This is a genomic window from Mesorhizobium sp. RCAM 06353 (assembly GCF_059683585.1).
This window is the reverse complement of sequence record NZ_CM185031.1, coordinates 1,400,300-1,422,547: the sequence shown is the minus strand read 5'-3', so window position 1 is coordinate 1,422,547 and position 22,248 is coordinate 1,400,300. Positions and strand designations below refer to the sequence as shown.

At 64.4% G+C, this 22,248-nt stretch carries 24 protein-coding genes; 9 read left to right on the top strand and 15 right to left on the bottom strand.

The features are described 5' to 3' along the window. The first annotated feature begins 6 nt into the window (after positions 1-6). Positions 7-852, top strand: coding sequence for an acyl-CoA thioester hydrolase/BAAT C-terminal domain-containing protein (locus AC56QX_RS06525; RefSeq protein WP_497117694.1), 846 nt, complete (start codon positions 7-9; stop codon positions 850-852). A 66-nt stretch (positions 853-918) separates the two neighbouring features. Here AC56QX_RS06525 and AC56QX_RS06520 read toward each other — a convergent pair whose 3' ends face one another. From AC56QX_RS06520 to AC56QX_RS06510, 3 genes are all read right to left on the bottom strand, one after another. After that, a complete protein-coding gene (locus AC56QX_RS06520) occupies positions 919-1,182 on the bottom strand; it encodes a YMGG-like glycine zipper-containing protein (protein ID WP_172222063.1) in 264 nt (87 codons plus the stop codon). Positions 1,183-1,422: 240 nt separating this feature from the next. After that, positions 1,423-1,833, bottom strand: a complete 411-nt coding sequence (locus AC56QX_RS06515; protein ID WP_497114556.1) for a DoxX family protein — start codon at positions 1,831-1,833, stop codon at positions 1,423-1,425. 132 nt (positions 1,834-1,965) lie between these two features. Next, entirely contained in the window at positions 1,966-2,871 is a 906-nt protein-coding gene (locus tag AC56QX_RS06510) for a bestrophin family protein (RefSeq protein ID WP_497114554.1), read from the bottom strand. A 187-nt stretch (positions 2,872-3,058) separates the two neighbouring features. Between AC56QX_RS06510 and AC56QX_RS06505 the strand changes: the two genes are divergently transcribed. Beyond that, a complete protein-coding gene (locus tag AC56QX_RS06505) occupies positions 3,059-3,466 on the top strand; it encodes an ACT domain-containing protein (RefSeq protein WP_497114551.1) in 408 nt (135 codons plus the stop codon). A gap of 2 nt (positions 3,467-3,468) precedes the next feature. Here the strand turns inward: AC56QX_RS06505 and AC56QX_RS06500 are convergent, their stop codons facing one another. Both AC56QX_RS06500 and AC56QX_RS06495 read right to left on the bottom strand, forming a co-directional pair. After that, positions 3,469-3,921, bottom strand: coding sequence for a GNAT family N-acetyltransferase (locus AC56QX_RS06500; RefSeq protein WP_497114548.1), 453 nt, complete (start codon positions 3,919-3,921; stop codon positions 3,469-3,471). Between the two features lie 194 nt (positions 3,922-4,115). After that, positions 4,116-5,150 (bottom strand): aspartate-semialdehyde dehydrogenase, encoded by a 1,035-nt coding sequence (locus tag AC56QX_RS06495; protein WP_027059343.1) that lies wholly within the window; start codon positions 5,148-5,150, stop codon positions 4,116-4,118. A gap of 443 nt (positions 5,151-5,593) precedes the next feature. On the opposite strand from AC56QX_RS06495, the gene AC56QX_RS06490 reads away from it, so the two are divergent. After that, complete coding sequence (locus AC56QX_RS06490; protein WP_497114546.1) at positions 5,594-7,462, top strand: DEAD/DEAH box helicase; 1,869 nt, start codon at positions 5,594-5,596, stop codon at positions 7,460-7,462. Positions 7,463-7,479: 17 nt separating this feature from the next. Here AC56QX_RS06490 and AC56QX_RS06485 read toward each other — a convergent pair whose 3' ends face one another. After that, positions 7,480-8,895 carry a glycosyltransferase gene (locus AC56QX_RS06485; RefSeq protein ID WP_497114543.1) on the bottom strand — a complete coding sequence of 472 codons (1,416 nt, stop codon included), beginning with the start codon at positions 8,893-8,895 and terminating at the stop codon, positions 7,480-7,482. Between the two features lie 157 nt (positions 8,896-9,052). Between AC56QX_RS06485 and AC56QX_RS06480 the strand changes: the two genes are divergently transcribed. Next, complete coding sequence (locus tag AC56QX_RS06480) at positions 9,053-9,757, top strand: DUF805 domain-containing protein (protein ID WP_497114540.1); 705 nt, start codon at positions 9,053-9,055, stop codon at positions 9,755-9,757. 245 nt (positions 9,758-10,002) lie between these two features. On the opposite strand, the gene leuB is transcribed toward AC56QX_RS06480, so the two are convergent. From leuB to leuD, 5 genes are all read right to left on the bottom strand, one after another. Further along, positions 10,003-11,106 (bottom strand): 3-isopropylmalate dehydrogenase, encoded by a 1,104-nt coding sequence (gene leuB / locus AC56QX_RS06475; protein WP_497114537.1) that lies wholly within the window; start codon positions 11,104-11,106, stop codon positions 10,003-10,005. A gap of 137 nt (positions 11,107-11,243) precedes the next feature. After that, positions 11,244-11,594, bottom strand: coding sequence for a VOC family protein (locus AC56QX_RS06470; RefSeq protein WP_497114534.1), 351 nt, complete (start codon positions 11,592-11,594; stop codon positions 11,244-11,246). 13 nt (positions 11,595-11,607) lie between these two features. Continuing rightward, positions 11,608-11,991 (bottom strand): RidA family protein, encoded by a 384-nt coding sequence (locus AC56QX_RS06465; RefSeq protein WP_172222025.1) that lies wholly within the window; start codon positions 11,989-11,991, stop codon positions 11,608-11,610. A gap of 341 nt (positions 11,992-12,332) precedes the next feature. Continuing rightward, a complete protein-coding gene (locus AC56QX_RS06460; RefSeq protein WP_497114531.1) occupies positions 12,333-13,286 on the bottom strand; it encodes an Ivy family c-type lysozyme inhibitor in 954 nt (317 codons plus the stop codon). Positions 13,287-13,353: 67 nt separating this feature from the next. After that, positions 13,354-13,959: a 3-isopropylmalate dehydratase small subunit gene (leuD, locus tag AC56QX_RS06455; RefSeq protein ID WP_172222019.1), complete on the bottom strand. Its 606-nt coding sequence runs from the start codon at positions 13,957-13,959 to the stop codon at positions 13,354-13,356. Positions 13,960-14,170: 211 nt separating this feature from the next. Between leuD and AC56QX_RS06450 the strand changes: the two genes are divergently transcribed. From AC56QX_RS06450 to AC56QX_RS06430, 5 genes are all read left to right on the top strand, one after another. Next, positions 14,171-14,596, top strand: a complete 426-nt coding sequence (locus AC56QX_RS06450) for a GNAT family N-acetyltransferase (RefSeq protein WP_497114528.1) — start codon at positions 14,171-14,173, stop codon at positions 14,594-14,596. Between the two features lie 81 nt (positions 14,597-14,677). Continuing rightward, complete coding sequence (locus AC56QX_RS06445) at positions 14,678-14,995, top strand: ArsR/SmtB family transcription factor (RefSeq protein ID WP_497114526.1); 318 nt, start codon at positions 14,678-14,680, stop codon at positions 14,993-14,995. After that, on the top strand, positions 14,995-15,441 hold the full coding sequence (locus AC56QX_RS06440; RefSeq protein WP_497114525.1) for an SRPBCC family protein: 447 nt from the start codon (positions 14,995-14,997) through the stop codon (positions 15,439-15,441). Before AC56QX_RS06445 ends, AC56QX_RS06440 begins: the two co-directional genes overlap by 1 nt. Before the next feature lie 42 nt (positions 15,442-15,483). Further along, entirely contained in the window at positions 15,484-15,975 is a 492-nt protein-coding gene (locus tag AC56QX_RS06435; RefSeq protein WP_497114522.1) for an SRPBCC family protein, read from the top strand. A 49-nt stretch (positions 15,976-16,024) separates the two neighbouring features. After that, a complete protein-coding gene (locus AC56QX_RS06430) occupies positions 16,025-16,771 on the top strand; it encodes a DUF72 domain-containing protein (RefSeq protein WP_497114520.1) in 747 nt (248 codons plus the stop codon). A 247-nt stretch (positions 16,772-17,018) separates the two neighbouring features. On the opposite strand, the gene AC56QX_RS06425 is transcribed toward AC56QX_RS06430, so the two are convergent. Genes AC56QX_RS06425 through AC56QX_RS06410 form a run of 4 tightly spaced genes read right to left on the bottom strand, consistent with a single transcriptional unit; the run spans position 17,019 to position 22,049 of the window. Continuing rightward, positions 17,019-18,185 carry an NAD(P)/FAD-dependent oxidoreductase gene (locus tag AC56QX_RS06425; RefSeq protein ID WP_497114518.1) on the bottom strand — a complete coding sequence of 389 codons (1,167 nt, stop codon included), beginning with the start codon at positions 18,183-18,185 and terminating at the stop codon, positions 17,019-17,021. Positions 18,186-18,213: 28 nt separating this feature from the next. Next, positions 18,214-19,815 carry an ATP-binding protein gene (locus AC56QX_RS06420; protein ID WP_497114516.1) on the bottom strand — a complete coding sequence of 534 codons (1,602 nt, stop codon included), beginning with the start codon at positions 19,813-19,815 and terminating at the stop codon, positions 18,214-18,216. Beyond that, on the bottom strand, positions 19,806-20,498 hold the full coding sequence (locus AC56QX_RS06415) for a response regulator (protein WP_497114513.1): 693 nt from the start codon (positions 20,496-20,498) through the stop codon (positions 19,806-19,808). The genes AC56QX_RS06420 and AC56QX_RS06415 overlap by 10 nt, the downstream gene beginning before the upstream one ends. 3 nt (positions 20,499-20,501) lie before the next feature. Beyond that, the gene (locus tag AC56QX_RS06410) at positions 20,502-22,049 is read right to left on the bottom strand and encodes a DUF4153 domain-containing protein (protein ID WP_497114511.1); all 1,548 of its coding nucleotides are present in this window, start codon (positions 22,047-22,049) and stop codon (positions 20,502-20,504) included. Positions 22,050-22,248 lie beyond the last annotated feature (199 nt).

Here is a 22,248-nt window from a genome sequence, read left to right as displayed (position 1 = left end):
GAGTGGATGGGCGAACGGGCAATCACGGAAGAAATCCTGTCCGGTGTCGTTGCCGGAACGCTGTTGCGATGCCCTGGCGCCACGACCGGCGTCGTGGTGTTGAGCGGATCGAGCGGCCGTGTCGACGTCACCCGCGCCCGGCTGTTCGCCGGGGAAGGGGCGGCCGCGCTCGCGCTCCTATGGTTTGGCGGCGAAGGCCAGGTTCCCGGCATCTGCGAAATCCCTCTCGAGACGTTTTTCGCCGCAACAGACTGTCTTGTCGGACTGGGATGCCGGCGCATCGTCTATGTCGGCACCTCCAAAGGCGCCGAGGCATCCCTGCTCACGGCGGCTCATGACCCGCGTATCGACGCCGTGGTCGCAATCAGCCCGACATCGGTGGTTTGGGGAAACATCGGGCCGGGCCGCGACGGCATGAGCTGGCCCGAACGGTCGTCATGGACGCTGAAGGGGGTCCCGCTCCCCTTCGTTCCGACCGACCCGAATTGGAAAGCAAGCCATGTCGATGGCCTCGTGTCCTACAGAGGGCTTTTCCAGCACTGCCTGACAAGCTTAAAGCAGGAAGCGGACAGGGCCGCCATTCCCGTCGAGGTTACCGCGGCGGAGATGGTGCTGGTCGCGGGTGGCAACGATGCGCTGTGGCCATCCCTCGATTTTGCCCAGTCGATCGTCCGGCGTCGAAAACATGCCGGAAGGGTCACCCGCCTCGTTTCGGCACTTGACGCCGGCCACCGCATTCTCTTGCCGGGTGAAACCACGCCACGGTCGGGATCGCACGCCCATGGCGGCAATGATCATGCCGATGCGCGCCTCGGAAGCGAGGCCTGGGGATATATCCGACAGCTGCTATAGTTTATCCATCACACGAAAACGGCGGGCCTGTTGCCCGCCGTTTTGCTATTCAGTCCTGAGCGCCGCTCAATAGCCGTCAGGGCAGCGGTCAACATAGACCCGCCCATGGCGGTCGCGGTACCGGCATTGGCCGCTTTCGCTGGCATGGCCGATGAGCGCCCCGGCCACTGCACCGACAGCGCCGCCGACAATCGCGCCCTGCACCGGATCTCCGGCCACAGCCGCGCCAATCGCTGCGCCGCCAAGGCCGCCCACGGCAGCGCCTTTTTCCGTCTGCGAACAAGCACCAAGCGCCGTCGTCAGCAGCAGAATGGTCAAGATTTTCTTCATTTTCGTTCCTCTCACAGGGGGATCGCCATCGCTCCGCCGAGTGCTTAACTCGCAGACGGCTAATTTGATCCCGCAGAGGATGAAGATCGCGACGCCGCTCGCTCAGGTGACTTCGGGCGAGCGGTGTCCATTCGGATCACGCCTCGGTGTTGCGCTTCAGATTGGCGAGGCCGACCTCGAAATCCCGGCCGATCAGCGTGTCGAAATTCATCCTGAGGCAATTCCACGAAAACAACGAGACTATCGGCTGAACGGGATCAGTGCGCGCACCCTGGGGTCGCGCAGGTAGAGGCCGCCCCACAGCATGATGCCGAGATAGACGCCGAACAGCGTGTGCGAAAAAAGCGGATTGCCGATCCGCGCATTGGTGGCGATGGCGCCGCCCATATAGGCGGTAAGCAGGATGGCGCCGAGCACCGAGGTGCGCGGCCATGCGTAGAGCGCGGTCGCGATCAGGCCGATGACGCCGAGCATGCGCGCGACATTGGCGTCGGCCGGCCAGCCGAGCGGCACCATCGTCTGGGTGACGACATCGAGCGGCGGCAGCTTGATGGCGCCGTCGAAGATCATGAACAGAATGATGACGCCGCTCAGCACGCGGCCGGTCCACAAGGCGGCCGATGAGACGGGCGCGGTTTGAGAAATGCTCATGGGTGTTCCCTCTCCTGATGGTTCGATCCCTTTTCGGCGGGGTCGAACCAAGGACGCGGCATGAGGCAGCAATCCTACAGGGGGCTGGGTTTTTCGATTCGTTCTTGGCCTGCAGTCAAGCCAGACCGGATTCTAGGAGAAATAAAACCGTTCGGCCGCAATCATCTTCGGCGGCGTTTCGCCCAGCGCCTCGAATACGGAGATTTCGCAGACACGGCAGAGACCGTCGAGCGCCAGATCGTTCGCTTCGGTGCCAAACGGGTCCTCGAGCTCTTCCGAAAGCGCGTCGAGGCCGAAGAAGGTGTAGGCGATCAGCGCGGTGAACAATGGCGTCGCCCAGCCGGTGGTCGAGATCAGGCCGATCGGAAGCAGCAGGCAGACTATGTAGGCCGTGCGATGCACCAGCAGCGTATAGGCAAACGGCAAGGGTGTGCCGGCGATCCGCTCGCAGCCTGCCTGAATGGCAGTGATCGATGCCAGCCTCTCATCGAGGATGCGAAAGCCGATCGAATCGACCTCGCCGGCCCGGCGCTGGGCGTTGGCGCGAAGGCCCATACGCCGGACCATCTCGTCGGCCGGATTGGCGAAGTTTGCCGCCGTGTCCGCCTCGGCATCGATGAAGGCGCGGGCGTCTTTCACACTGTCGGTCTTGCGCAATTGCCCGCGCAGGAAGTGACAGAACGCAAGCGCCTCCATCAGCAAGGCGCGCTGCTCGGCCGGGTCGGCGATCAGGCTGGTCGTGGCCCGCGCCAGATTGCGGATCTCGAAGACCAGCGCGCCCCACAGCTTGCGCGCCTCCCACCAGCGATCATAGGCGGCGTTGTTGCGGAAGGAGAGGTAGATCGACAGGGTCACGCCGACCAGCCCGAACGGCGTGATGTTGAAGACGCTGAAGTCGAGATGGAACTGGCGCGCCACGAGAAGGATGACCGCCGAATACAGCGCGAAGCCCAGGATCTGCGGCAGAATGCGTGGCACGACCGAGCCGCGCATGACGAAGAACAGTTGCAGGAATGTCGGGCGCGGGCGAACGATCATCGGGAGCCTCTCAGGTGCCAGCGACGGCCCTCAGCTTTTCTAGTGTGCGACACGACAGGCCAGCAAGCCCAGCCGCCAGCGACATCGCCATGTCGCGCGCAACGTGCAGACTTTCGGTTTCCGTCAGTCACGGATATTGAAAGCCTGCTGACTGCGCCCCTTTCCGACATCAGACATGAGAGCACAAATGACCGGTGAGACCGATCTGAAGACATTGCTGGCATCGATGACCCCGGAATTGCTCGACGGCATTTATGTCTTCGCCACGCTGGCACCCGGCGTGGCCCAGCCGGAAGGCCTGGACCCGGTGATGGTGTTTCGCGAGCGCGAGGGCCTGACGCTGATCGTGACCGATGAAGCGGCAAAGGCAGCCGGACTGACCGCCTCGTTCCGCTGCCGGATGGTCACGCTGAACATCCACTCCTCGCTGGAAGCAGTCGGCTTCCTCGCCGCCATCACCACGCGGCTGGCCAGAGCCGGCATGGGCGTCAATCCGGTTTCGGCTTTCTATCATGATCATCTGTTCGTCCCGGCGGAGCGGGCCGAGGAGGCGATGGAGTTACTGCACCAGCTCGCCAAGGACAGCGCAGGCTGAAACTAGAGTCTGCGGACATACAAGATATCAGGCAGGCCTTCCTCGTTGGTCGTGCCGTCGCCAAACGCTTCCACACGGAACCCATGGCGCTCATAGAAGCGCCGGGCGCCGGTGTTGGCCTGGAAGCAATGCAGTCTCACGACCGGCAGGGCACCGGTCGCGTCCACCAGCAACCGGCTGCCGATGCCTTGGCCCGTCCATGCCGGGTCGAGATAAAGCTGTTCCACCCAATCGCCGCTGACGGCGATGAAGCCGACAATCTCTTCGCCGGCCTCGGCGACCGTCACCTGCTGCCGAGGCAGCACGATATCCCTGATGAAGGCAAGGTCCTCGGCCGGCGTATGGATGACCGGCATCCAGTCGAACGAAGCAAGTGCTGCCCGCATGAGTTTTGCGATGGCAGTGGCGTCAGAACCGATGGCCGGGCGTAGCCTGACTTTGGTGGGATCGTTCAAAGGCGTTTCTCAACAAAGGTCAGCGCCGCCCCTCATCCCCCTGCCGGGACCTTCTCCCGGTATAGTGACGGGGAGAAGGGAGCTAACGGCCGAAGGCCGAGCCCGCGACCGCGGGCCGCCGGTCGTCCGGCGCCCTCGCGGAGGGCCCGCCGCGGCAGCGGCGATACGGCCCGTGAGCGAAAACCAAACCGCCGTCAGGCCGCCTTCTTCTTCGGCTGGATCAGGCCGCGCTCGACCAAAAGCTCGGCGATCTGCACCGCATTGAGCGCCGCGCCCTTGCGCAGATTGTCGGAGACGATCCACATCGACAGGCCGTTGTCGATGGTCGAATCCTCGCGGATGCGCGAGATGAAGGTGGCGTCCTCGCCGGCCGATTCCAGCGGCGTGATGTAGCCGCCGTCCTCGCGCTTGTCCAAGACCTGGCAGCCCGGCGCCTCGCGCAGGATATCGCGCGCCTCGTCGGCGGTGATCGGCTTTTCGAACTCGATGTTGACCGCTTCCGAATGGCCGATGAACACCGGCACGCGCACGCAGGTCGCCGTCAGCTTGATCTTGGGATCGAGCATCTTCTTGGTCTCGGCGACCATCTTCCACTCTTCCTTGGTCGAGCCGTCATCGAGGAAGACGTCGATATGCGGAATGACGTTGAAGGCGATGCGCTTGGTGAACTTCTTGACCTCGACGCCGTCGGCGACGAACACGGCCCGCGTCTGCGTGAACAGCTCGTCCATGCCTTCCTTGCCGGCGCCCGACACCGACTGGTAGGTGGCGACGACGACGCGCTTGATGGTGGCGAAATCGTGCAGCGGCTTCAGCGCCACGACCAGCTGCGCGGTCGAGCAGTTCGGATTGGCGATGATGTTCTTGCGCGTGAACAGCGAGATCGCGTCCGGGTTCACTTCCGGTACGATCAGCGGCACGTCCTGGTCGTAGCGGAAGGCCGACGAATTATCGATGACGACGCAGCCCTGCTTGCCGATCTTCGGCGACCATTCCTTGGAGACGTTGCCGCCGGCCGACATGATGCAGATGTCGGTGTCGGAAAAATCGTACTGATCCAGCGTCCGGACCTTCAGCGTACGGTCGCCGAACGACACTTCCGTGCCCTGGCTGCGCCGCGAGGCGAGCGCCACGACTTCGCTTACCGGAAAGCCGCGCTCTTCCAGTATGTTGAGCATTTCCCGGCCCACATTGCCCGTGGCGCCGACGACTGCAACCTTGAAACTCATAAAGATCTCCTGTCCCTCTCCGCTTGGTTTTGGAGAAAACCCGCCGGCCGATGCGGGTTTCGTCCCCCGGGCCGAACCCGGGAGAGGGTGGTTAGGCCAAGGGAATCACACCGTTTTGGTGGTGGTTTTTTTGGCCGTAGTTTTGCTGGAACGAGGGGACGCGCCGATACGCCCGGCCCAATGATGTGCATTGAGGCTGGGGGCGTCGAATGCAAGAAGAGCCATCAAAAGGCCGCGCATCGAAAAACGATCCCGTTCGAGCGGGCTTTTACGCGGTTTGCGGCAAGAGTCAATTGGCGACGCATCGCCTGGCTTTCAAGGCGCGCCCTGTACAAGAGCGACGGCAGGAAGTACGAACGGCCAAGATTGTTTGGCTGGCGCGGCGCCGGCTCCGGCCTTGTGCTCCATGATGAGCGCAGAACCCTGAATTCCGAAAGAGTGAGATGTCCAACTTCGAAGCTATTGTTCCGGCGCTGGCAAAAGCGCTGGAAAAACGCGGCTATTCCGAACTGACGGCGGTGCAGAAGGCGGTGCTGGATCTCGGCCAGGCCGATGCGCTGGTGTCGGCCCAGACCGGCTCCGGCAAGACCGTGGCCTTCGGCCTGGCGCTGGCGCCGACCCTTCTGGGCGATGCGGAGCGCTTTGCTCATGCCGCGGCGCCGCTGGCGCTGGCGGTGGCGCCGACGCGCGAACTGGCGCTGCAGGTGACGCGTGAACTGGAATGGCTCTACGAAATGACCGGCGCCACGGTGGCGTCCTGCGTCGGCGGCATGGACATGCGCACCGAGCGGCGGGCGCTGGAACGCGGCGCCCATATCGTCGTCGGCACGCCCGGCCGCCTGCGCGACCACATCACGCGCAACTCGCTCGACATGTCGGCGCTGAAAGCCGTGGTGCTGGACGAGGCCGACGAGATGCTCGATCTCGGCTTTCGCGAAGACCTCGAATTCATCCTCGACGCCGCCCCGGCCGACCGCCGCACGCTGATGTTTTCGGCCACCGTGCCGCGCTCGATCGCCACGCTCGCCCAGGGCTATCAGCGCGATGCCATACGCATCTCCGCCGCCGGCGAGGAAAAGCAGCATCTCGACATCGAATACCGGGCGCTGAGTGTCGCCCAGGCCGACCGCGAGAACGCCATCATCAACGTGCTGCGCTTCTATGAGGCGAAGAACGCTTTGGTGTTCTGCAACACGCGCGCCGCCGTCAATCATCTGACCGCACGCTTCAACAACCGCAATTTTTCCGTCGTCGCACTGTCGGGCGAGCTCAGCCAGAACGAGCGCAGCCACGCTTTGCAGGCAATGCGCGACGGCCGCGCAAAAGTCTGCATCGCCACCGACGTCGCGGCGCGCGGCATCGACCTGCCCAATCTCGAACTGGTCATCCACGCCGACCTGCCGACCAATCCGGAAACGCTGTTGCACCGCAGCGGCCGCACCGGGCGCGCCGGGCGCAAGGGCGTCAGCGCTCTGATCGTGCCCAACAGCGCCCGCAAGCGCACAGAACGGCTGCTGCAGAACGCCGGGCTTAAGGCGACATGGGCTAGCCCACCTTCCGCCGACGACGTGATCCGGCGTGACGACGAGCGTATCCTGGCCGACGCGGCCTTCGACGAGCCGGTGAAGGATGACGAGCGCGGCTTCATTGACGCGCTTCTCGCCAAGCATGGCGCCGAACAGGTGGCTGCCGCCTTCGTGCGCCAGTGCCGCGCCAGCCGCTCGGCGCCCGAGGATCTGATGGACGTGGCACCGTTCACGCCTTCGCGTGAAAGACCGGCGGGCGAAAACTTCGCGCGCCGTGACGAGGCGCCCAGCCGCCGCGAAGATTTCGGCGACAGCGTCTGGTTCTCGCTGTCGATCGGACGCCGGCAGAACGCCGAACCGCGCTGGCTGATCCCGATGCTATGCCGTACCGGCAGCATCTCAAAGCGCGAGATCGGCGCCATCAAGATGCAGCCGGAAGAGACCTACGTGCAGATCGCGGCGGACTGGGCCGACCGCTTTCTCGCCGCGATCGGTCCCGACCGCAAATTGCAGGGCAACATCATAGTGAAGCGGCTGGAGGGCACGCCGGATCTGTCGCGCGCCGGCTACCAGCCGCCGAGCCCGGACAAGAAGCCGCATCGCGGCAAGGCGCCATTCGACCCGAACGCGCCGAAGCGCAAATTCGAGAAGCGCGCACCGGCTTCAGCCGACCAGCGCCCGGCAGCCGCGCATGAGGCAAAGCCATGGGCAAAAAAGCCGGGCAAGCCGAAATTCGACAATGCCGGCCCGCCGAAGCACAAGAAGGCGAAGAAGCACCCTTCATAAGACCGCGCTGAGGCCGATCAGCGAGCCTGGCTTTCGGTGTGCCGGCGGGCCGCGCTCTCCTTCAGCCTTGCCTTGATCGCTGCCCAGCTTGCCGACGCAGGCGTCGGCCGGTGGTTTTGGGCGATGCGCTCCGCCAGCGAGGCGCGCCAGGCGTGATCCTCCGCCATCCTTCGGATCGCGGCATACCAGCCGGCCTGATTATTGGAATCGATCGCCGGCATCAGGCCTCCGGTCGCCTCGATCAGCGACGGCGTTGTCGAGACGATGACCGGAACGCCGAAATCAAGACATTCCGAGGCGCCGTAGCCCCAGCCCTCTATATGCGAGGGAAAGACGCCGAAGCTGGCGCTGCGATAATATTGGATGAGCTGCTCGTCGCTGACCAGTCCGGTGAAAGTGACCGACTGGAGCAGTTCGGGATGCGCCTTGAGATAGGCGCGCAGCGGCTCGATCATCCAGCCCCAGCGCCCCGCGCAGACAAGCCTTGGCAGCTTGACGCCCTCTTCCCGTGCCTGCTGCCAGATCCGCGCCAGGAGGATGTGGTTCTTGCGCACTTCGATGGTCGAGCAATAGAGCACGAACGGCTCGCCAGCCTCGATGCGCGAGGTGGTGCCGGCGCGCGATGCATTTGCGTGCAGGATCGAGGGCATCGGAAAGCGGTACACCACGGGCGCGGCAATGCCGGCCTTGCGCATGTGCTCGGTCAGCGTCGCGCCGACTTCGTCGGAGGCGCAGAATGCCGGAGCGCCGGAGCGCACCAACTGTTCGAGATAGGACCCGAAGCGGCGCTCGCTGGTGCCCGAGCCAAGCAGATCGGGGCGCAAGGCCGGGATGATGTCGTGACAGAGGAAGGCAAGCTTGCCGGCGGCCCCCGAGACGGCGGACCGGTCCTCCTGGGCCAGGATGTGATGGCTGATCAGCACCAGGCCGGGTTCCGCCTCGGGGACCTGACTCGGAGCGTCCGGGCGTATGCGGGTCCTCGCCCGATGGTACAAGCGATAGGCGCGGATCAGCAGCCGCGTCGCCTGGTAGGCGATCCCCTTGCGGCCGTTGGTCACCGTCCTGGCCAGATGGCGGTCCGTCTCGCACTTGTCCCAAGGCTGCTTGCGCACCGCCTCGAAAGCCTGCGACAGCGCCGTGCGTCTCCCCGGCCATCGCTTGACACGATGCGGTGAAATCTCGCCCGCCGCGACATGGTCCTGCTCGTAAGCGGCGAGCGGCCGGAACCGGCCCTCTCCTGGTCTGAACGCCACCACCTCCACGCCGGGGTCGGGATCCGCCAGGGCCGCGTTGACGAGAAAACTTTCCACCCGCGGAATACCCGCCAGGCCCATGCCGGGCGGCCAGAACATCAGCCCGGTGGCATCGATGGCCAGTCTCGGAGGTTTTATACCCTCGGTTGCGGCGCTGGCTTCAGAATGCTCGACTGTCATTGTCTGCTTTGGCGAAGAGGCTGCACGTGAAGCCTTATGCTTGATTTGCCGCCAATATGGTAGCCATGTCGCACGGCCCCATCTCGCACGGTCTTGCCCGCAGGCTCGGCCTTGTGCCACACCTTGGCAGGGACGTGGCGACAAAAGGGGGTGGGTGATGCGCGGCGAAGTGCTCCACTATGACGAGGACCAGGGCTTTGGCTTCATCTCCGGAGCCGACGGCAATCGCTACACCTTCACCCGCGAGAACCTTCGTCGGCAAACCGCGATGCCCAAGGGAACGGCGGTCGAGTTCCAGGCCGGCGGCGGCCAGGCGCGTGACGTTTTCTCGATCGCCGCCGCAAGCCCGGCCGCCGACGCCGCCACCAGCGCCGCACCGGTTCAAGCCAACCCCGCACCTGCGGCCGTGTCATCACAGGCGCAACCTTTCGGCCGGTCTTCCGAACCAGCCGAGCCCACCGATCTCTGGAGTTATTTCTGGCGCGGGGTGACCCAAAACTACTTCAACTTCGCCGGCCGCGCCCGGCGCAAGGAATATTGGGGCTATTGCCTGTTCTGGACGATTGCGTTTCTGGTGATCATGGGCGTCGGCGTTTTCGCCGATGTCGAGATGGGCAATTTCGACAACGCCGAGGTGCCGGCGATGACGGTCGGGCTTTTCGGCCTTTTCCTGCTGGCCACCTTTCTGCCCAATCTCGGCATGATCGTGCGCCGTCTGCACGATCTCGGCCTGACCGGCTGGCTCTGCCTGCTCATCCTGATCCCCACCTTCGGCAGCTTGATCATCCTGGTCTTCGCGCTGATCCCGACACAGGGACGCGAAAACCAGTGGGGGCCGGTGCCGGCGGGGGTCAGGATTTAAGGGACGGCGATCGAGCTTCAGCTCTTCCTGTCAACGTCGCGCCGCCCCTCACCTGCCTGCCGGCATCCTCTCCCCGTAGACGGGGCGAGGGACGCTGTCATGGCCGATTTCGCCATTCGCCAGCGTTGCAGGAAGGAGGCCGGCGTTGCGACTGCCTCTTTCTCCCCGTTTACGGGGAGAAATGCCCGGCAGGGCAATGAGGGGCGGCGCCAACGTAGAGGATTGGCTATCCAGAACGCGCGAAATCAGCCCAGGAACTTGGCGATGATCGCATCGCCCATCGCAACCGTGCCGACCTCGGTCATGCCGGCGGACAAAATATCCTTGGTGCGCAGGCCCTGGTCGAGCACGGCGGCGATCGCGCCTTCGAGCTTGTCGGCTTCATCGACCATGCCGAAGGAATAGCGCAGGCACATGGCGAAGGAGGCGATCATGGCGATCGGGTTGGCGATGCCCTTGCCGGCGATGTCGGGCGCCGAGCCGTGCACTGGCTCGTACAGCGCCTTGCGCTTCTTGGTCTTCACGTCAGGCGCGCCGAGCGAGGCCGACGGTAGCATGCCGATCGACCCGGTCAGCATGGCGGCGATGTCGGACAGCATGTCGCCGAACAGATTGTCGGTGACGATGACGTCGAACTGCTTTGGCCAGCGCACCAGCTGCATGCCGCCGGCATCGGCCAGCATGTGGTCGAGCTTGACGTCGGCATAGCGCGCCTTGTGGGTCTGGGTGACGACCTCGTTCCACAGCACGCCCGACTTCATGACGTTGCGCTTTTCCATCGAGGTGACGTGGTTCTTGCGGGTCCGCGCCAGCTCGAAGGCGACGCCCGAAATGCGCTCGATCTCGAACGTGTCGTAGACCTGGGTGTCGATGCCGCGCTTCTGGCCGTTGCCGAGATCGATGATCTGCTTGGGCTCGCCGAAATAGACGCCGCCGGTCAGCTCACGCACGATGAGGATATCGAGGCCTTCAACCACTTCCTGCTTCAGCGAGGAGGACGCTGCCAGCGCCGGATAGCAGATGGCCGGGCGCAGATTGGCGAACAGCTCCATGTCCTTGCGCAGCCGCAGCAGGCCGGCCTCGGGGCGCACCTCGTAAGGCACCGCATCCCATTTCGGCCCGCCGACCGCGCCGAACAGCACCGCGTCGGCCGCCATCGCCTTGGCCATGTCGGCATCGGAAATCGCGGCCCCATGCGCGTCGTAGGCGCAGCCGCCGACCAGGCCTTCATCGGTGACGAAGCCGCTGCCGAGCTTTTCGTTCATGGCCGCGATCAGTTTCTTGACCTCGGCCATGGCCTCGGGGCCAATGCCGTCGCCGGGGAGCAGGAAAAGATGCTTCGTTGCCATGGAGAAACCGTCCCAGAAAGAATGCGTTTCGATTTGCACAGCGTCCTTTGCGCGCCAAGAGGCGCGCGGCGCTGTGCGACCGCGGCCTTGCTAAACGCCAACCGGCCTGCGCGCAAGCCTGCGCTTGAGAAGCGCCATCACCGATGCGAGAGAATGTTGACCAGCCGGCCCAGGGGATCGCGCACATAGAAGCGCCGAACGCCCCAGGGCTCGTCGGCCGGTCCATATTCGATGGCGAAGCCGGCGGCCTTCATGCCTTCGAGCGCTGCGTCGACATCGTCGACCTCGATCGACAGATCCGGCACCGGCGTGCCGGAGCCACCTTGCGCCATGAACGAGACCTGCACCTGCATCTGTTCGTCAGAACCGTAGGTGACGATCCAGCCCTGATCCATCAGCACGTCGAGACCAAGCACATCGTGGTAGAAACGTCTGGCGGCTGCCGTATCCTGCGTCTCGATATTGGCCACGATGCGCCGGACCGTCATGGCTTTGGCCTCCTCATGCTGTCCGCCGCAGCGCCGTCACCTCGATCTCGATCTTCATTTCCGGCTTGTTGAGCTGGCAGACGATCATCGTCGCCGCCGGCCTGATGTCGCCGAACGTCTCGCCGAGGATCGGGAAGACCACATCCACGAAGGCCTGGTCGGTGATGTAGTAATGCGCCCGCACCACGTCGGCCATGTCGAACCCACCGTCGGCCAGCGCCTTGCCGATCGTCGCCAGGCAATTGCGCGTCTGCGCCTCGACCGTCTCCGGCATCGTCATGGTGGCGTAGTCATAGCCGGTTGTCCCCGAGACGAAACACCAGTCGCCCTGGACCACGGCGCGCGAATAACCGGCGGTCTTTTCGAACGGCGAGCCGGTGGAGATGAGTTTGCGCATGGGAGGCCTCGTTGGATTTGCTGAGCGTCCGTCTAGCAGAAGGCCGGCGGTCCGGTCGTGGGCCAAGCCGAGCGGACCGTTGTCACGATGTGGCGATGCGCAACCTCGGAGATTGGCTGAGACATCCCTTCCGTCGTCATCCTATGGCGAAGCAAGGAGCGTAGCGACGCGGCGCAGACCATAGGATCCATGCCGGGACTCCAACGCTCCCGCCACGGTCCAGAATTCTGCTCCGCTGCACTCCACGGCTGAGGTCACGGAATGGATCCTCGGGTCTGCGCGACGCTGCGCGTCGCTCCGCCCGTGGATGACGAAAGCGCGGGGGGCTGCGTGGGGCCGCTCTAATTCGCCGACCCTTGCGCGTCATCGAGCGCCTTCTTGATATCGTCCGGCCAGGTCTTCAGCGGCGGCCAGGCCGCCGGCTGGCCATCGTCGCCCCGTCGCGAGAAGTAGACCTTGTGCTTGGCCGGGTCGACCGCCATGAAACCGTCATTGCCGCCGCAATCATGCGGCACGCAGCCGGTGGCGTAGAAGGCGCCTGAGGCCGTCTTTTCCGTGCCACCGCCGACCAGCAGGCTGGTCGCCATGTCGGGCATGGTGTCGCCGAGCAGCACCTTGGCCGCTTTGTAGACAGCCTCGTTGTGGAAGGCATCGATGATGTTCTCATACTTCGCCGGATCGACATCCTTCCAGTCGGTGCCGGGTTCCGGCGTATAGGCGAGGTTGCCGGAGGTCGTCAGGCCTTCGGTCGGCGACCATTGCAGCGCCGACTTTATCTCGCCGGGCAGCAGGTAAGGCACGAAATAGATGGCGTCGTCGGCGATGGCGGCCGGCGGCGCGCCGCATTCGTCCTGTTCGACCGTCGTGGTCTTGATCTCGCCGTCCTTCGGCTTCCAGACGATGACCTTGGCCGGGCCGCATTGATTGCCGCCGTCGCCGACATCGACCAGCGCCACGTTGACGTCGCCGATCTTCACGATCTTGTCGAAGAAGACATCGTAGTTGCTGGCCAGCTGTTTGCCGTCATAGGCGAGCACCTTCTCGCCATCCTGCTCCGGCTGCGTGATGGTCAGCTGGCCGCCCTCGAACGCTATCGGCGCCTGCTTGTCATCGTCGGCGGGCGCCGCGTCGCTGGTGCCCGACTCTCCTTGGTCGGTCGCTGGCTCGTCGGCCGGCTTCTGGGCTGCTGCGGGTGTCTGCTGCGCGGCAGGCGTCTGCGTTTGCGCAAACGCGCTCACGCTGGGCACCAGCAGCAAAGCCAGCCCGCAAACACCGGCAAGAAGCAAACGTGCCATGACTGTCCCTCCCCTTCAGTCGCCGCAAACCCGGCCTGAAAGGGCCGGGCCTATCCGCCGATGCCGCTCAGGCCCAGGGGCGCTGTTCGGCGTTCTTCTTCTCGAACGAGGCGATGGCGCCGGCCTTCTCCATGGTCAGGCCGATATCGTCGAGGCCGTTGAGCATGCAGTGCCGCTTGAAGTCGTCGAGGTCGAAGGTGACGACGCCGCCATCGGGGCCACGGATTTCCTTGGCTTCGAGGTCGATCGACAAGGTGGCGTTGGAGCCGCGCGAGGCGTCATCCATCAGCTTCTCCAGATCCTCGGGGCTGACGGTGATCGGCAGCACGCCGTTCTTGAAGCAATTGTTGTAGAAGATGTCGGCGAACGAGGTCGAGATGATGCAGCGTATGCCAAAATCGAGCAGCGCCCACGGCGCGTGCTCGCGGCTCGAGCCGCAGCCGAAATTGTCGCCGGCGACGAGAATCTGCGCCTTGCGGTAGGCCGGCTTGTTGAGCACGAAATCCGGGTTTTCCGAACCGTCGTCCTTGTAGCGCATTTCGGCGAACAGGCCGGTGCCGAGCCCCGTGCGCTTGATCGTCTTGAGATAGTCCTTCGGGATGATCATGTCGGTGTCGACATTGACGATCGGCATCGGAGCGGCGACGCCGGTGAGCTTGGTGAATTTTTCCATGGCTTTGGCCCGTGTTTTCGTTGCGGGGGATTTGCTGAAGCTCCGTTTACACAAAGCCGAGGGCAAATAAAAGGCAACTGTTCGTGCGCGCTGGCATAAGAGGCAATGCATGTCGCCCAAAAGTGGTCCCGGTTTTGGGAAAACGACATGCATAAAACAACAGGCACAAAACGCCTTCGAATTCGCCGGCCGATGGTGCAGTCTGACCGACATGGCTGAAAACTCCCACGTCATCTACGCCTGCGAACCAGCGCTCGGCATCGCCGAATTCCGCAAAGTACTGGTGGCATCCGGCCTCGGGGAGACACGGCCTGTCGATGATCCCGCCAGGCTGCAAGCGATGCTGTCCGGCGCCAATCTGGTGCTCACCGCGCGCCTCGACATCGAGGGCAAGCCGCTGATCGGCGTCGTCAGGGCCATGACCGACTTTTCCTGGGTCTGCTACATCTCCGAGCTCGCCGTCTCCCAATCAGCGCAAGGGCTTGGCATCGGCAAAGGCCTGATGGTCGAGGCCCGCCGGCAGCTCGGCCCGTCGATCGCCATCAGCCTGATCTCCATGCCCGACGCCGTCGGCTTCTACGAGCGCATCGGCATGAAACGCATGGCCGACGCCTTCTGGTTCTCCCGCAAGAGCTGATTTTTTCTGCTGTTACCGCTCAGCGGCAAACCGCGCACTCTTGCCGCTTGACATGCAACCAATTGGTTGCATATTAAGGCCATGAGTATGGATGCAGTCTTTCGCGCCTTGGCGGATCCGACACGCCGGCAATTGCTGGACAGCCTCCATGCCCGGAACGGGCAGACGCTGAACGCGCTGTGCGCGGAGATGGCCATGACGCGCCAGGCTGTGACCAAGCATTTGGCGATCCTGGAGGAAGCAAACCTCATCTCCACGCTGCGCCGGGGCCGGGAGAAGGAGCACTACCTCAACCCGGTTCCGATCAACGAGATCGCCGAGCGCTGGATCGGCAAATTCGAGCGCCATCGGCTGGATGCATTGAGTGATCTGAAGAAACGCCTCGAAAGGGAAGACTGATGAGCAACAGCTTCGTTTACGTGACTTACATCCGCACCACGGCCGAAAAGCTCTGGGAGGCGCTGACCGACCCGGGGTTCAACCGGCAGTTCTTCCTCTGCTCCTATCAGGAGAGCGAATGGAAGGTGGGCTCCAGCTGGAAGCTGATCTTCCCCGACGGCCGCGTCGCCGACTCGGGCGAGATCCTCGAGATCGACCCACCGCGACGCCTGGTCATCAAATGGCGCAATGAATGGATGCCGGAGATCAAGGAGGACGGCTACACGCGCTGCACCTTCACCATCGAACCGGACGGCGAGTTGATGAAGCTTGCCGTCACCCACGAGGCAGATGGCCCGCACCGGCTGATCCCGAATGTATCCAAGGGCTGGCCGCTGGTACTGGCCAGCCTGAAGAGCCTGCTTGAGACCGGGAAAGGTTTTGAGCGCCCGCCATCAAAGGGATGAAGGATCATTTCGGTACCGAAACAAACTTGATTGGAGGTATCCATGATGCACGTCCTTGGGGTGCAGAGCATGACCAATGGCGAGACGATCATGGCATCCGCCGAGATCGAAGCGCCGCCGGAGCGCATCTTCACGGCGCTGGTCACGAAAGAAGTCGAGCAGTGGTGGGGATCCGCCGACACCTACCGGATGGCCGACTGGTCGGCCGATCTTCGTGTCGGCGGCCGCTGGACCGTCGTTGTCCGCACAGTTGACGGCGACGACCTGCCGGCCAGCGGCGAGTTCCTCGAGATCGAAGCGCCGCGCCGGATCGTGCAGACGCGGGCCTATGGCTGGGACCACCCGACACTTGGGCGGCGGCAAACCACACTCGCCTGGCTGCTGCAGCCGACCGCCACCGGGACGCGCCTCACCATCTGCCATGGCGGTTTTGCCGGGCTAAGCGATGCGGCGGCCGAGCATGCCGAGAGCTGGGGCCGGGTGCTGGCCTGGCTGCAGGACTATGTCGCGGCTGGGAAGCTGGCGGCGGCTTAGGCGGCGGGTGCCGCCTTGACCCGCACCTCATCTGGTCCACATCCCATGCATGGAAAAGCAGGGATGTTTCATAGGCACGGCCGGCTGGGGAATTCCGACGCGATACAAGGAAGACTTGCCCCAACCCGGCTCGCACCTCGAACGTTATGCCCAGCGCTTCCCGATCGTCGAGATCGACACGTCCTTCTACAAGCCGCATCGCCGCGAGACCTATGAACGCTGGGCAAGCTCCGTGCCGGAGCCCTTCCGCTTTGCCGTCAAGACGCCGAAAGCGATGACGCATGAGCATCGTCTCGTGGATTGCGATGCGCTGGCCGAAGTGTTTCTCCAGCAGGTCGAAGGTCTTGGCGAAAAACTGAGCGTGCTTCTGGTGCAGCTGCCGCCGAGCTCGGCCTTCGAGCCGGACGTCGCCGACGGTTTCTTCGATATGCTGAGCAAGCGAACAAAGGCCAGGCTGGCATGCGAACCGCGCCACCCCAGCTGGTTCGAAGCAGAGGCGGAAGCGCTTCTGGCAAGCCGGCGGATCGCGCGCGTTGCCGCCGACCCGGCTCCGGTCCCGGCTGCAGCGGTGCCGGGCGGTTGGGCCGGCCTCGCCTATTTCCGCTGGCACGGCATGCCGCGCGTCTATTATTCGGACTACGACGCCGCGAGCCTCGCCCGGATCGGCCGGCACGTGCAGGCAGCAGCCGCTTCGAGCGCCGAGGTCTGGGGGATTTTCGACAACACGGCTGCCGGTCACGCGCTTGGCAATGCGCTCAAGGTTGATGCGGTGATACCCCGAACTTCGTCATTCTAGGGCGGAGCAAGGAGCGAAGCGACGCGGCGCAGACCCTGGAATCCATGCCGCGACGTCGATGTGTCGCGACGGATCAGAACTGTTGGACAACGCACGGGCGTTTCATTCTGCACCGCTGGCGCCCTACGGCAGCGGTAACGGCATGGATTCCAGGGTCTCCGCGACGGAGCTTCGCTCCTGCTCCGCCCTGGAATGACGAAGAAACTGGGACGCCTTGGCAAATACCGAAGGTCGTAGCCCGTCTTGCTCAAATCACATTCAATTCCCGAAACGCCCTTCCTTCGGCTATCCGCCCAAAGCCAAACGCCGAGCAATCGATCGTCCGATACCCGCCATGCACCAAGAACTCCGCCAGCGCCTTGCCCACCGCCGGCGCCTGCTGCAGGCCATGGCCCGAAAAACCATTGGCGAACAGGAAATTGCCGATTTCGGGGTGCGGGCCGATCACCGCGTTCTGGTCGAGCGTGTTGTAGTCATAGTGTCCGGCCCAGGCGCGGGTCGCCTTAATTGCCTCGAAGGCCGGGATGCGGGTTGCCAGCACCGGCCAGATCACCTCTTCGAACAGCGGCCAGTCGACATCGAAATCCCCGGGATCGGCCGGGCCGTCGCCCTCTTCCGGTTCGGCGCCGCCGGTGAGGTAGACCGAGCCTTCCGGCCTAACATAAATGCCCGAAGGGTCGACCAGCAGCGGCATGTCGGCATATTTCTCGCGCGCCTCGAAGACGAAGACGTTGCGCTTGCGCGGCTCGACCGGCAGCGCAAGCCCTGCAAGAGCCGCGACCTTGCCGGCATTCGGCCCGGCGGCGTTGACGACGATGCCGGCCTCCAGCCTCTGGCCATCGTCGAGGGAGACGCCGGTGACGCGGTTGCCGTCGCGCGCAACAGCGGTGACCGAGGCGGTGATGAAATCGATCTTCTTGTCGCGCAACGCCTTGCGGAACAGCGTCAGCATCGCATGCGCGTCGAACCAGCCTTCGCCGGTCCGGCCATAGGCGCCGGCGGAAATGCCCTCGGCCGACAGCCGGGCGAAGCGCCGCGTCAGCTGCTCGGCGTCCTCGAGCACGATGTCGGCGCCCTCGGCGATCTGCGCCTCGTGATTAGCCCTGAGGATCGGCAGCCCGGCTTCTCCGGCGAGGATCAGATAGCCGCCCTCGCGGAACCCGATATCGGCATCCGTGCCGAACGTCTCCTTCAGCCGCCGGAACAGCTTCAACGTGAACTGCGACAGCCGGATGTTTTCCGGGATGGAGAATTGCTGGCGGATCGAGGCCATGGACAGCGTCGTTGCCGCATGGGCGAATTGCGGATCGCGTTCGATCAGCGCGATCGAGCCGGAAAACCCTTCCTCGCGCAGATAGTAGGCGATCGAGGACCCGACGATGGCCCCGCCGATGATGACGATGTCGTAGCGCATTTTTTCTCCGATCCGGTCGGCGGCCTGTCTATGCCACCGGCAAAGTGATCTCGAAGCGCGTGCCGCGCTCGCTGTCAACCAGCCGGATCATACCATCATGCGCTTTCAGGAGGGCCAGCACGATGCCGAGGCCCATGCCGGTGCCGCCGGTAGCGCGCCGCGTGGTGAAGAACGGCTCGAAGATGCGCGCCCGGTTGCTCGGCGAAATGCCGTCGCCATCGTCGCCGACCAGCACCGTCGCCTTGCCGCCGGCGCTCGCCGCGGCGATCGAAACCAGCGTCGCGCCGTGCCTGGCTGAGTTGTCGATGAGATTGGCAAGCACGATTGCCGCGTTCTCGGCCGAGATGCGCAAAGCGAGATCGCCGCCCGCCTCGACGCGAACCGCCAGCCTGGTGTCGACGGGCAGCAACGCCAGCACAGCATTGATCGAGGTGCTTTCGCCGCTGGGTGCAAGGTTTTCGGCCTTCGCCAGGTCGAGCAGGCGCCGGACCAGCAGATTGAGCCGCCCGGCATCGGTGACGATATTGTTGGAGAACCGCCGCCGCTCGTCATCGTCCATCGCCGAGCCTGAATCGCGCAGCAGTTCCGCCGCGCCCTGGATCGCCGTCAGCGGCGATTTGAGCTCGTGCGAGACATGGGTGGCGAAAGTCTGGATCGAGTCCGAGCGCGCCTGCAGCTTTTCCGCCATGTCGAGGAAGGCGGCGGACAGCTCGGCCATTTCGTAGGTGCCGTGATGGTCGAGCGGCCGGATCGCGTCACGTTCGCCGGCGGCGATGCGTTGCGTGCGGTCGATCAGCGCGTAGATCGGCCGGCTGACGGTGCGCAGGAAAACGAGGCCGATGAGCAGCGTGCCGGCGAGAATGGCGATCGCTGCCAACGTCACCTTGCCGCGTTCGCCATAGAGATGTTTTATGATGTTGTTGGGCGTCCGCGAGACATAGACCACGCCGGCGACATGGCCGTCGACGGCCACCGGCAGGGCGACGAAAACCCGCACCTTGGTGCCGCGGCTGACCGAATAGAGCGGTGGCGTCGGCTGGTCGGGAATGCGCAGCCTGAGCGCACTGGCATAGCGGCCGGCGAGCGCCTCGCGCACCTCCTCGACCTCGCCAAGCGACTGGCCGACCTCGCCGCGCCCGGCAATGACGACGCCTCGGGGATCAAGCAGCCGGAAGCCGGCCAGCGTGGTTTTCTGCGTCGCGTCGAGAATGCCGGACAGGCGCGTGCCGATGGCGGCAAAGGCGGGATCGGCGGTCGCCGGCGTCGCCGCCGGCCGCGTCGGCAGCACGTAGTCGGAGGCGAGATCGAGGCTCGGCTCGATCGGCCGGTACGGTCCGTCGGGATTGACGCTTCGGCTGGCACTGCCATTGGGCTCCGGCATCGGCGCGCCGAGTTTTTCCGGGAGAATGCCGGCGTCGCGCACATCCTGCGCATAGATGGCGGCGATGGCCGCCCCTTGCGCAATCAGCTCGGCCTCGGTCTGGCGGATCAGCTGGTTCTCGTAGAGGCGGAAGAAGAACAGGCCGACCAGCGGCAGGGCCATAACCAGGATCAGGATGGCGACGACGACGGTGGCAAGCCGTGGCCGCCATTTGCGGCCGATCCATTTGCGCGAAGTCGTCAGCCGCATCGGCCAAGCCGGAAGCCGACGCCATGCACGGTCTCGATGGCGTCAAGGCAGCCTACAGCCGCCAGCTTGGCGCGGATGTTGCGGATATGGCTGTCGACAGTGCGGTCGGCGACATGGATTTTTCCCGCATAGGCAGTGGCCATCACCGCGTCGCGGTCGAGCACATGAGTCGGCCGCGCCAGAAACCCTTTCAGGATCGAGAACTCGATGCCGGTCAGGGCAAGCGGCCTGCCATCGAAGGTGGCCGCGTGGCTGGCCGGCGCCAGTGTGAGCTTGCCATGTGCGAACTGCCGGTCGTCGGCCGGTTCGGGCGCTGCCGGGCGGGCGCGGCGCAGGATGACGTTGACGCGGGCGACCAGCTCGCGCGGGGAAAACGGTTTCGTCACATAGTCGTCGCCGCCCATTTCCAACCCAAGAATGCGGTCGATCTCTTCGTCGCGCGCGGACAGGAACAGCACCGGCACATCGGAAGTGTGGCGCAGCAGCCGGCAGACCTCCAGCCCGTCCATCTCCGGCATGCCGATGTCGAGCACGACCAGATCAGGCGCCCGGCGTCCGATCTCCTGCAAGGCGGCGGCGCCGTCAGCCACTGCATGCGTTTTCATGCCGGCCTTTTCCAGCGCGAAGCAGATCACTTCGCGGATGTGCGGGTCATCGTCGGCGACGAGGATGTGATGCGGCATCAGTCAGCGGCCCGGCATGGAAGGTTGCGAAGGCTGAGGAAGCACGGGCGACCCCTTGCTGTCGAGATATCGCAGCAGGCGCCAGTCGCGAAAGCTCCAGGCCCGCCAGTTCTGCTGGATGCTGCGGTACCAGTCTTCGTCGCTGGCCCGCAATCCTTCCAGTTCGCGGACAGCGCCGGCGGCAGGTGTTTTGCCCTGATGATCGAAGAATCGATCGAGCGCCGGAAACGCGCCCGGGCCGAGCGAGCGCAGATACCAGGCGTCGAGGGGGATGCCCTGGCCGGTCATTTCAAGGGAATGGTCGACATTGTAGTTGGCGATCGTCGCGGCGAAATTGATGAAACAGCAGGCATAAAGCGTCAGGGATAACGTCAGAAGATTGGCGGAGGAGAGCCATTCGTTGGATTTTCGAAGCGCGATGCGGGCGATGATCAGCGTCAGCCCAGCCGCCACCAGCCCCATCCAGACGAAAGCGGCGATGCGCCAGTAGGTCAGCGCATAGATGCCGATATAGAGATCGAGCCGCAGGATCGACGAGATGACCAGCATGATGTTCTGCGCCACCCAGGCATAGACCAGCCGGCGGATGAGCGGATCGGCTGAGGTCTCGCTTCCAGGCCTGAGCGCCGCCAGCACAAAACCGGCGGCAAGCAGCGCGGTGGCAACGAGCGGATAGGCGCCGCGATGCGCATAGGCGGCGTAGCTCAAGCCGTCGGGAAGCGCTGCCCCGCCCCAGAGATAAGTGGCGTCGAGCCCGGTCTGCAGCGCGAACAGCGCGTTGAAGACGATCAGCGCGCGCAGGATGGCTGCTTTGCCGAACACGATGTCTTCGACGACATGCCTTTGCGGATTGATCGCCGGTTGGGCAGCGGCAAGGGGGTTGTTTGGCCGGGAGACGCGCTTCGAAAAACGCGGCAGGCGTGGCCGCAGAAAGGCCCAGACGCCGGCGAGCACGAACAGCCAGAAGGCGATCCTTGCCAGCTGGATGAGATCGAGCAGTTTTACAAGATCGATCAGCGACAGCCAGTATTCGATGACCGGATTGGCGGCGCCGAACAGCGCCAGGAAGACGGCGCCCAGCGTCAGCGGCATCACCCAGACAGCGATCGCCGCCAGCCGCACGCGGCTCCGGCCGAAGCGCCGCGCCGTCTTGCGCCAGCGGATGAAATCTCTGATGAAGCGGAACGGCGCCGCGAGCCCGAACAGCGCGACCTGGCCGGGAATGCGAGCGATGCCGTGCCGCAGGCGTCCGCTCAGCGAAAGCGCGAAGACGACCAGCGCCGCAAGCGCGATCGCGACCGACACGGCGCTGACATTTTCGGCGAGCGGCAGCAGCGCGACAAGCAAAGCCGCAGGCTTGAGCCAGACCCTGATGTCGCTAAAGGCTGTCGGATGCACGGCCACCACGGCGGCGGCGATGAGGATGGCGAACAGGAAGACCGTGATGCCGGCGGGCTGACCATAGAAGAGGAAATCCGCCAGCACGACCAGCAGCACGGCAACACCGAAGCGGCTGCAATAGCTTGGTGCTGCGGTGAAAAACGATGTCATGAGCTGATCTTCCTGATCGCGGCCGGTCGCCATGGCGGCGGGCTCTTGCGGACAAAGGGAATGAGGATGGTGGCGGGATTCGCGCGCGGCGGATCAACCAGCCACCAGCCCTCGCTGCGCAGCCGGTAGGGGAGAGACCAACGGGGTTTTGCTCGCTTTTGCATGCCGCCTGTCTCGCAGGCCGGCGGGGAGACGGCGG

Excerpts from the sequence above, each read along its gene's own strand:
- AC56QX_RS06495 (WP_027059343.1), bottom strand. The coding sequence starts at position 5,150 with ATGAGTTTCAAGGTTGCAGTCGTCGGCGCCACGGGCAATGTGGGCCGG.
- AC56QX_RS06445 (WP_497114526.1), top strand. The coding sequence starts at position 14,678 with ATGAGTATGGATGCAGTCTTTCGCGCCTTGGCGGATCCGACACGCCGG.
- AC56QX_RS06430 (WP_497114520.1), top strand. The coding sequence starts at position 16,025 with ATGGAAAAGCAGGGATGTTTCATAGGCACGGCCGGCTGGGGAATTCCG.
- AC56QX_RS06440 (WP_497114525.1), top strand. The coding sequence starts at position 14,995 with ATGAGCAACAGCTTCGTTTACGTGACTTACATCCGCACCACGGCCGAA.
- AC56QX_RS06510 (WP_497114554.1), bottom strand. The coding sequence starts at position 2,871 with ATGATCGTTCGCCCGCGCCCGACATTCCTGCAACTGTTCTTCGTCATG.
- AC56QX_RS06460 (WP_497114531.1), bottom strand. The coding sequence starts at position 13,286 with ATGGCACGTTTGCTTCTTGCCGGTGTTTGCGGGCTGGCTTTGCTGCTG.
- AC56QX_RS06415 (WP_497114513.1), bottom strand. The coding sequence starts at position 20,498 with ATGCCGCATCACATCCTCGTCGCCGACGATGACCCGCACATCCGCGAA.
- AC56QX_RS06420 (WP_497114516.1), bottom strand. The coding sequence starts at position 19,815 with ATGCGGCTGACGACTTCGCGCAAATGGATCGGCCGCAAATGGCGGCCA.
- AC56QX_RS06525 (WP_497117694.1), top strand. The coding sequence starts at position 7 with ATGGGCGAACGGGCAATCACGGAAGAAATCCTGTCCGGTGTCGTTGCC.
- AC56QX_RS06490 (WP_497114546.1), top strand. The coding sequence starts at position 5,594 with ATGTCCAACTTCGAAGCTATTGTTCCGGCGCTGGCAAAAGCGCTGGAA.
- AC56QX_RS06520 (WP_172222063.1), bottom strand. The coding sequence starts at position 1,182 with ATGAAGAAAATCTTGACCATTCTGCTGCTGACGACGGCGCTTGGTGCT.
- AC56QX_RS06435 (WP_497114522.1), top strand. The coding sequence starts at position 15,484 with ATGATGCACGTCCTTGGGGTGCAGAGCATGACCAATGGCGAGACGATC.
- AC56QX_RS06505 (WP_497114551.1), top strand. The coding sequence starts at position 3,059 with ATGACCGGTGAGACCGATCTGAAGACATTGCTGGCATCGATGACCCCG.
- AC56QX_RS06425 (WP_497114518.1), bottom strand. The coding sequence starts at position 18,185 with ATGCGCTACGACATCGTCATCATCGGCGGGGCCATCGTCGGGTCCTCG.
- leuB (WP_497114537.1), bottom strand. The coding sequence starts at position 11,106 with ATGGCAACGAAGCATCTTTTCCTGCTCCCCGGCGACGGCATTGGCCCC.
- AC56QX_RS06470 (WP_497114534.1), bottom strand. The coding sequence starts at position 11,594 with ATGACGGTCCGGCGCATCGTGGCCAATATCGAGACGCAGGATACGGCA.
- AC56QX_RS06480 (WP_497114540.1), top strand. The coding sequence starts at position 9,053 with ATGCGCGGCGAAGTGCTCCACTATGACGAGGACCAGGGCTTTGGCTTC.
- AC56QX_RS06485 (WP_497114543.1), bottom strand. The coding sequence starts at position 8,895 with ATGACAGTCGAGCATTCTGAAGCCAGCGCCGCAACCGAGGGTATAAAA.
- leuD (WP_172222019.1), bottom strand. The coding sequence starts at position 13,959 with ATGGAAAAATTCACCAAGCTCACCGGCGTCGCCGCTCCGATGCCGATC.
- AC56QX_RS06410 (WP_497114511.1), bottom strand. The coding sequence starts at position 22,049 with ATGACATCGTTTTTCACCGCAGCACCAAGCTATTGCAGCCGCTTCGGT.
- AC56QX_RS06515 (WP_497114556.1), bottom strand. The coding sequence starts at position 1,833 with ATGAGCATTTCTCAAACCGCGCCCGTCTCATCGGCCGCCTTGTGGACC.
- AC56QX_RS06465 (WP_172222025.1), bottom strand. The coding sequence starts at position 11,991 with ATGCGCAAACTCATCTCCACCGGCTCGCCGTTCGAAAAGACCGCCGGT.
- AC56QX_RS06450 (WP_497114528.1), top strand. The coding sequence starts at position 14,171 with ATGGCTGAAAACTCCCACGTCATCTACGCCTGCGAACCAGCGCTCGGC.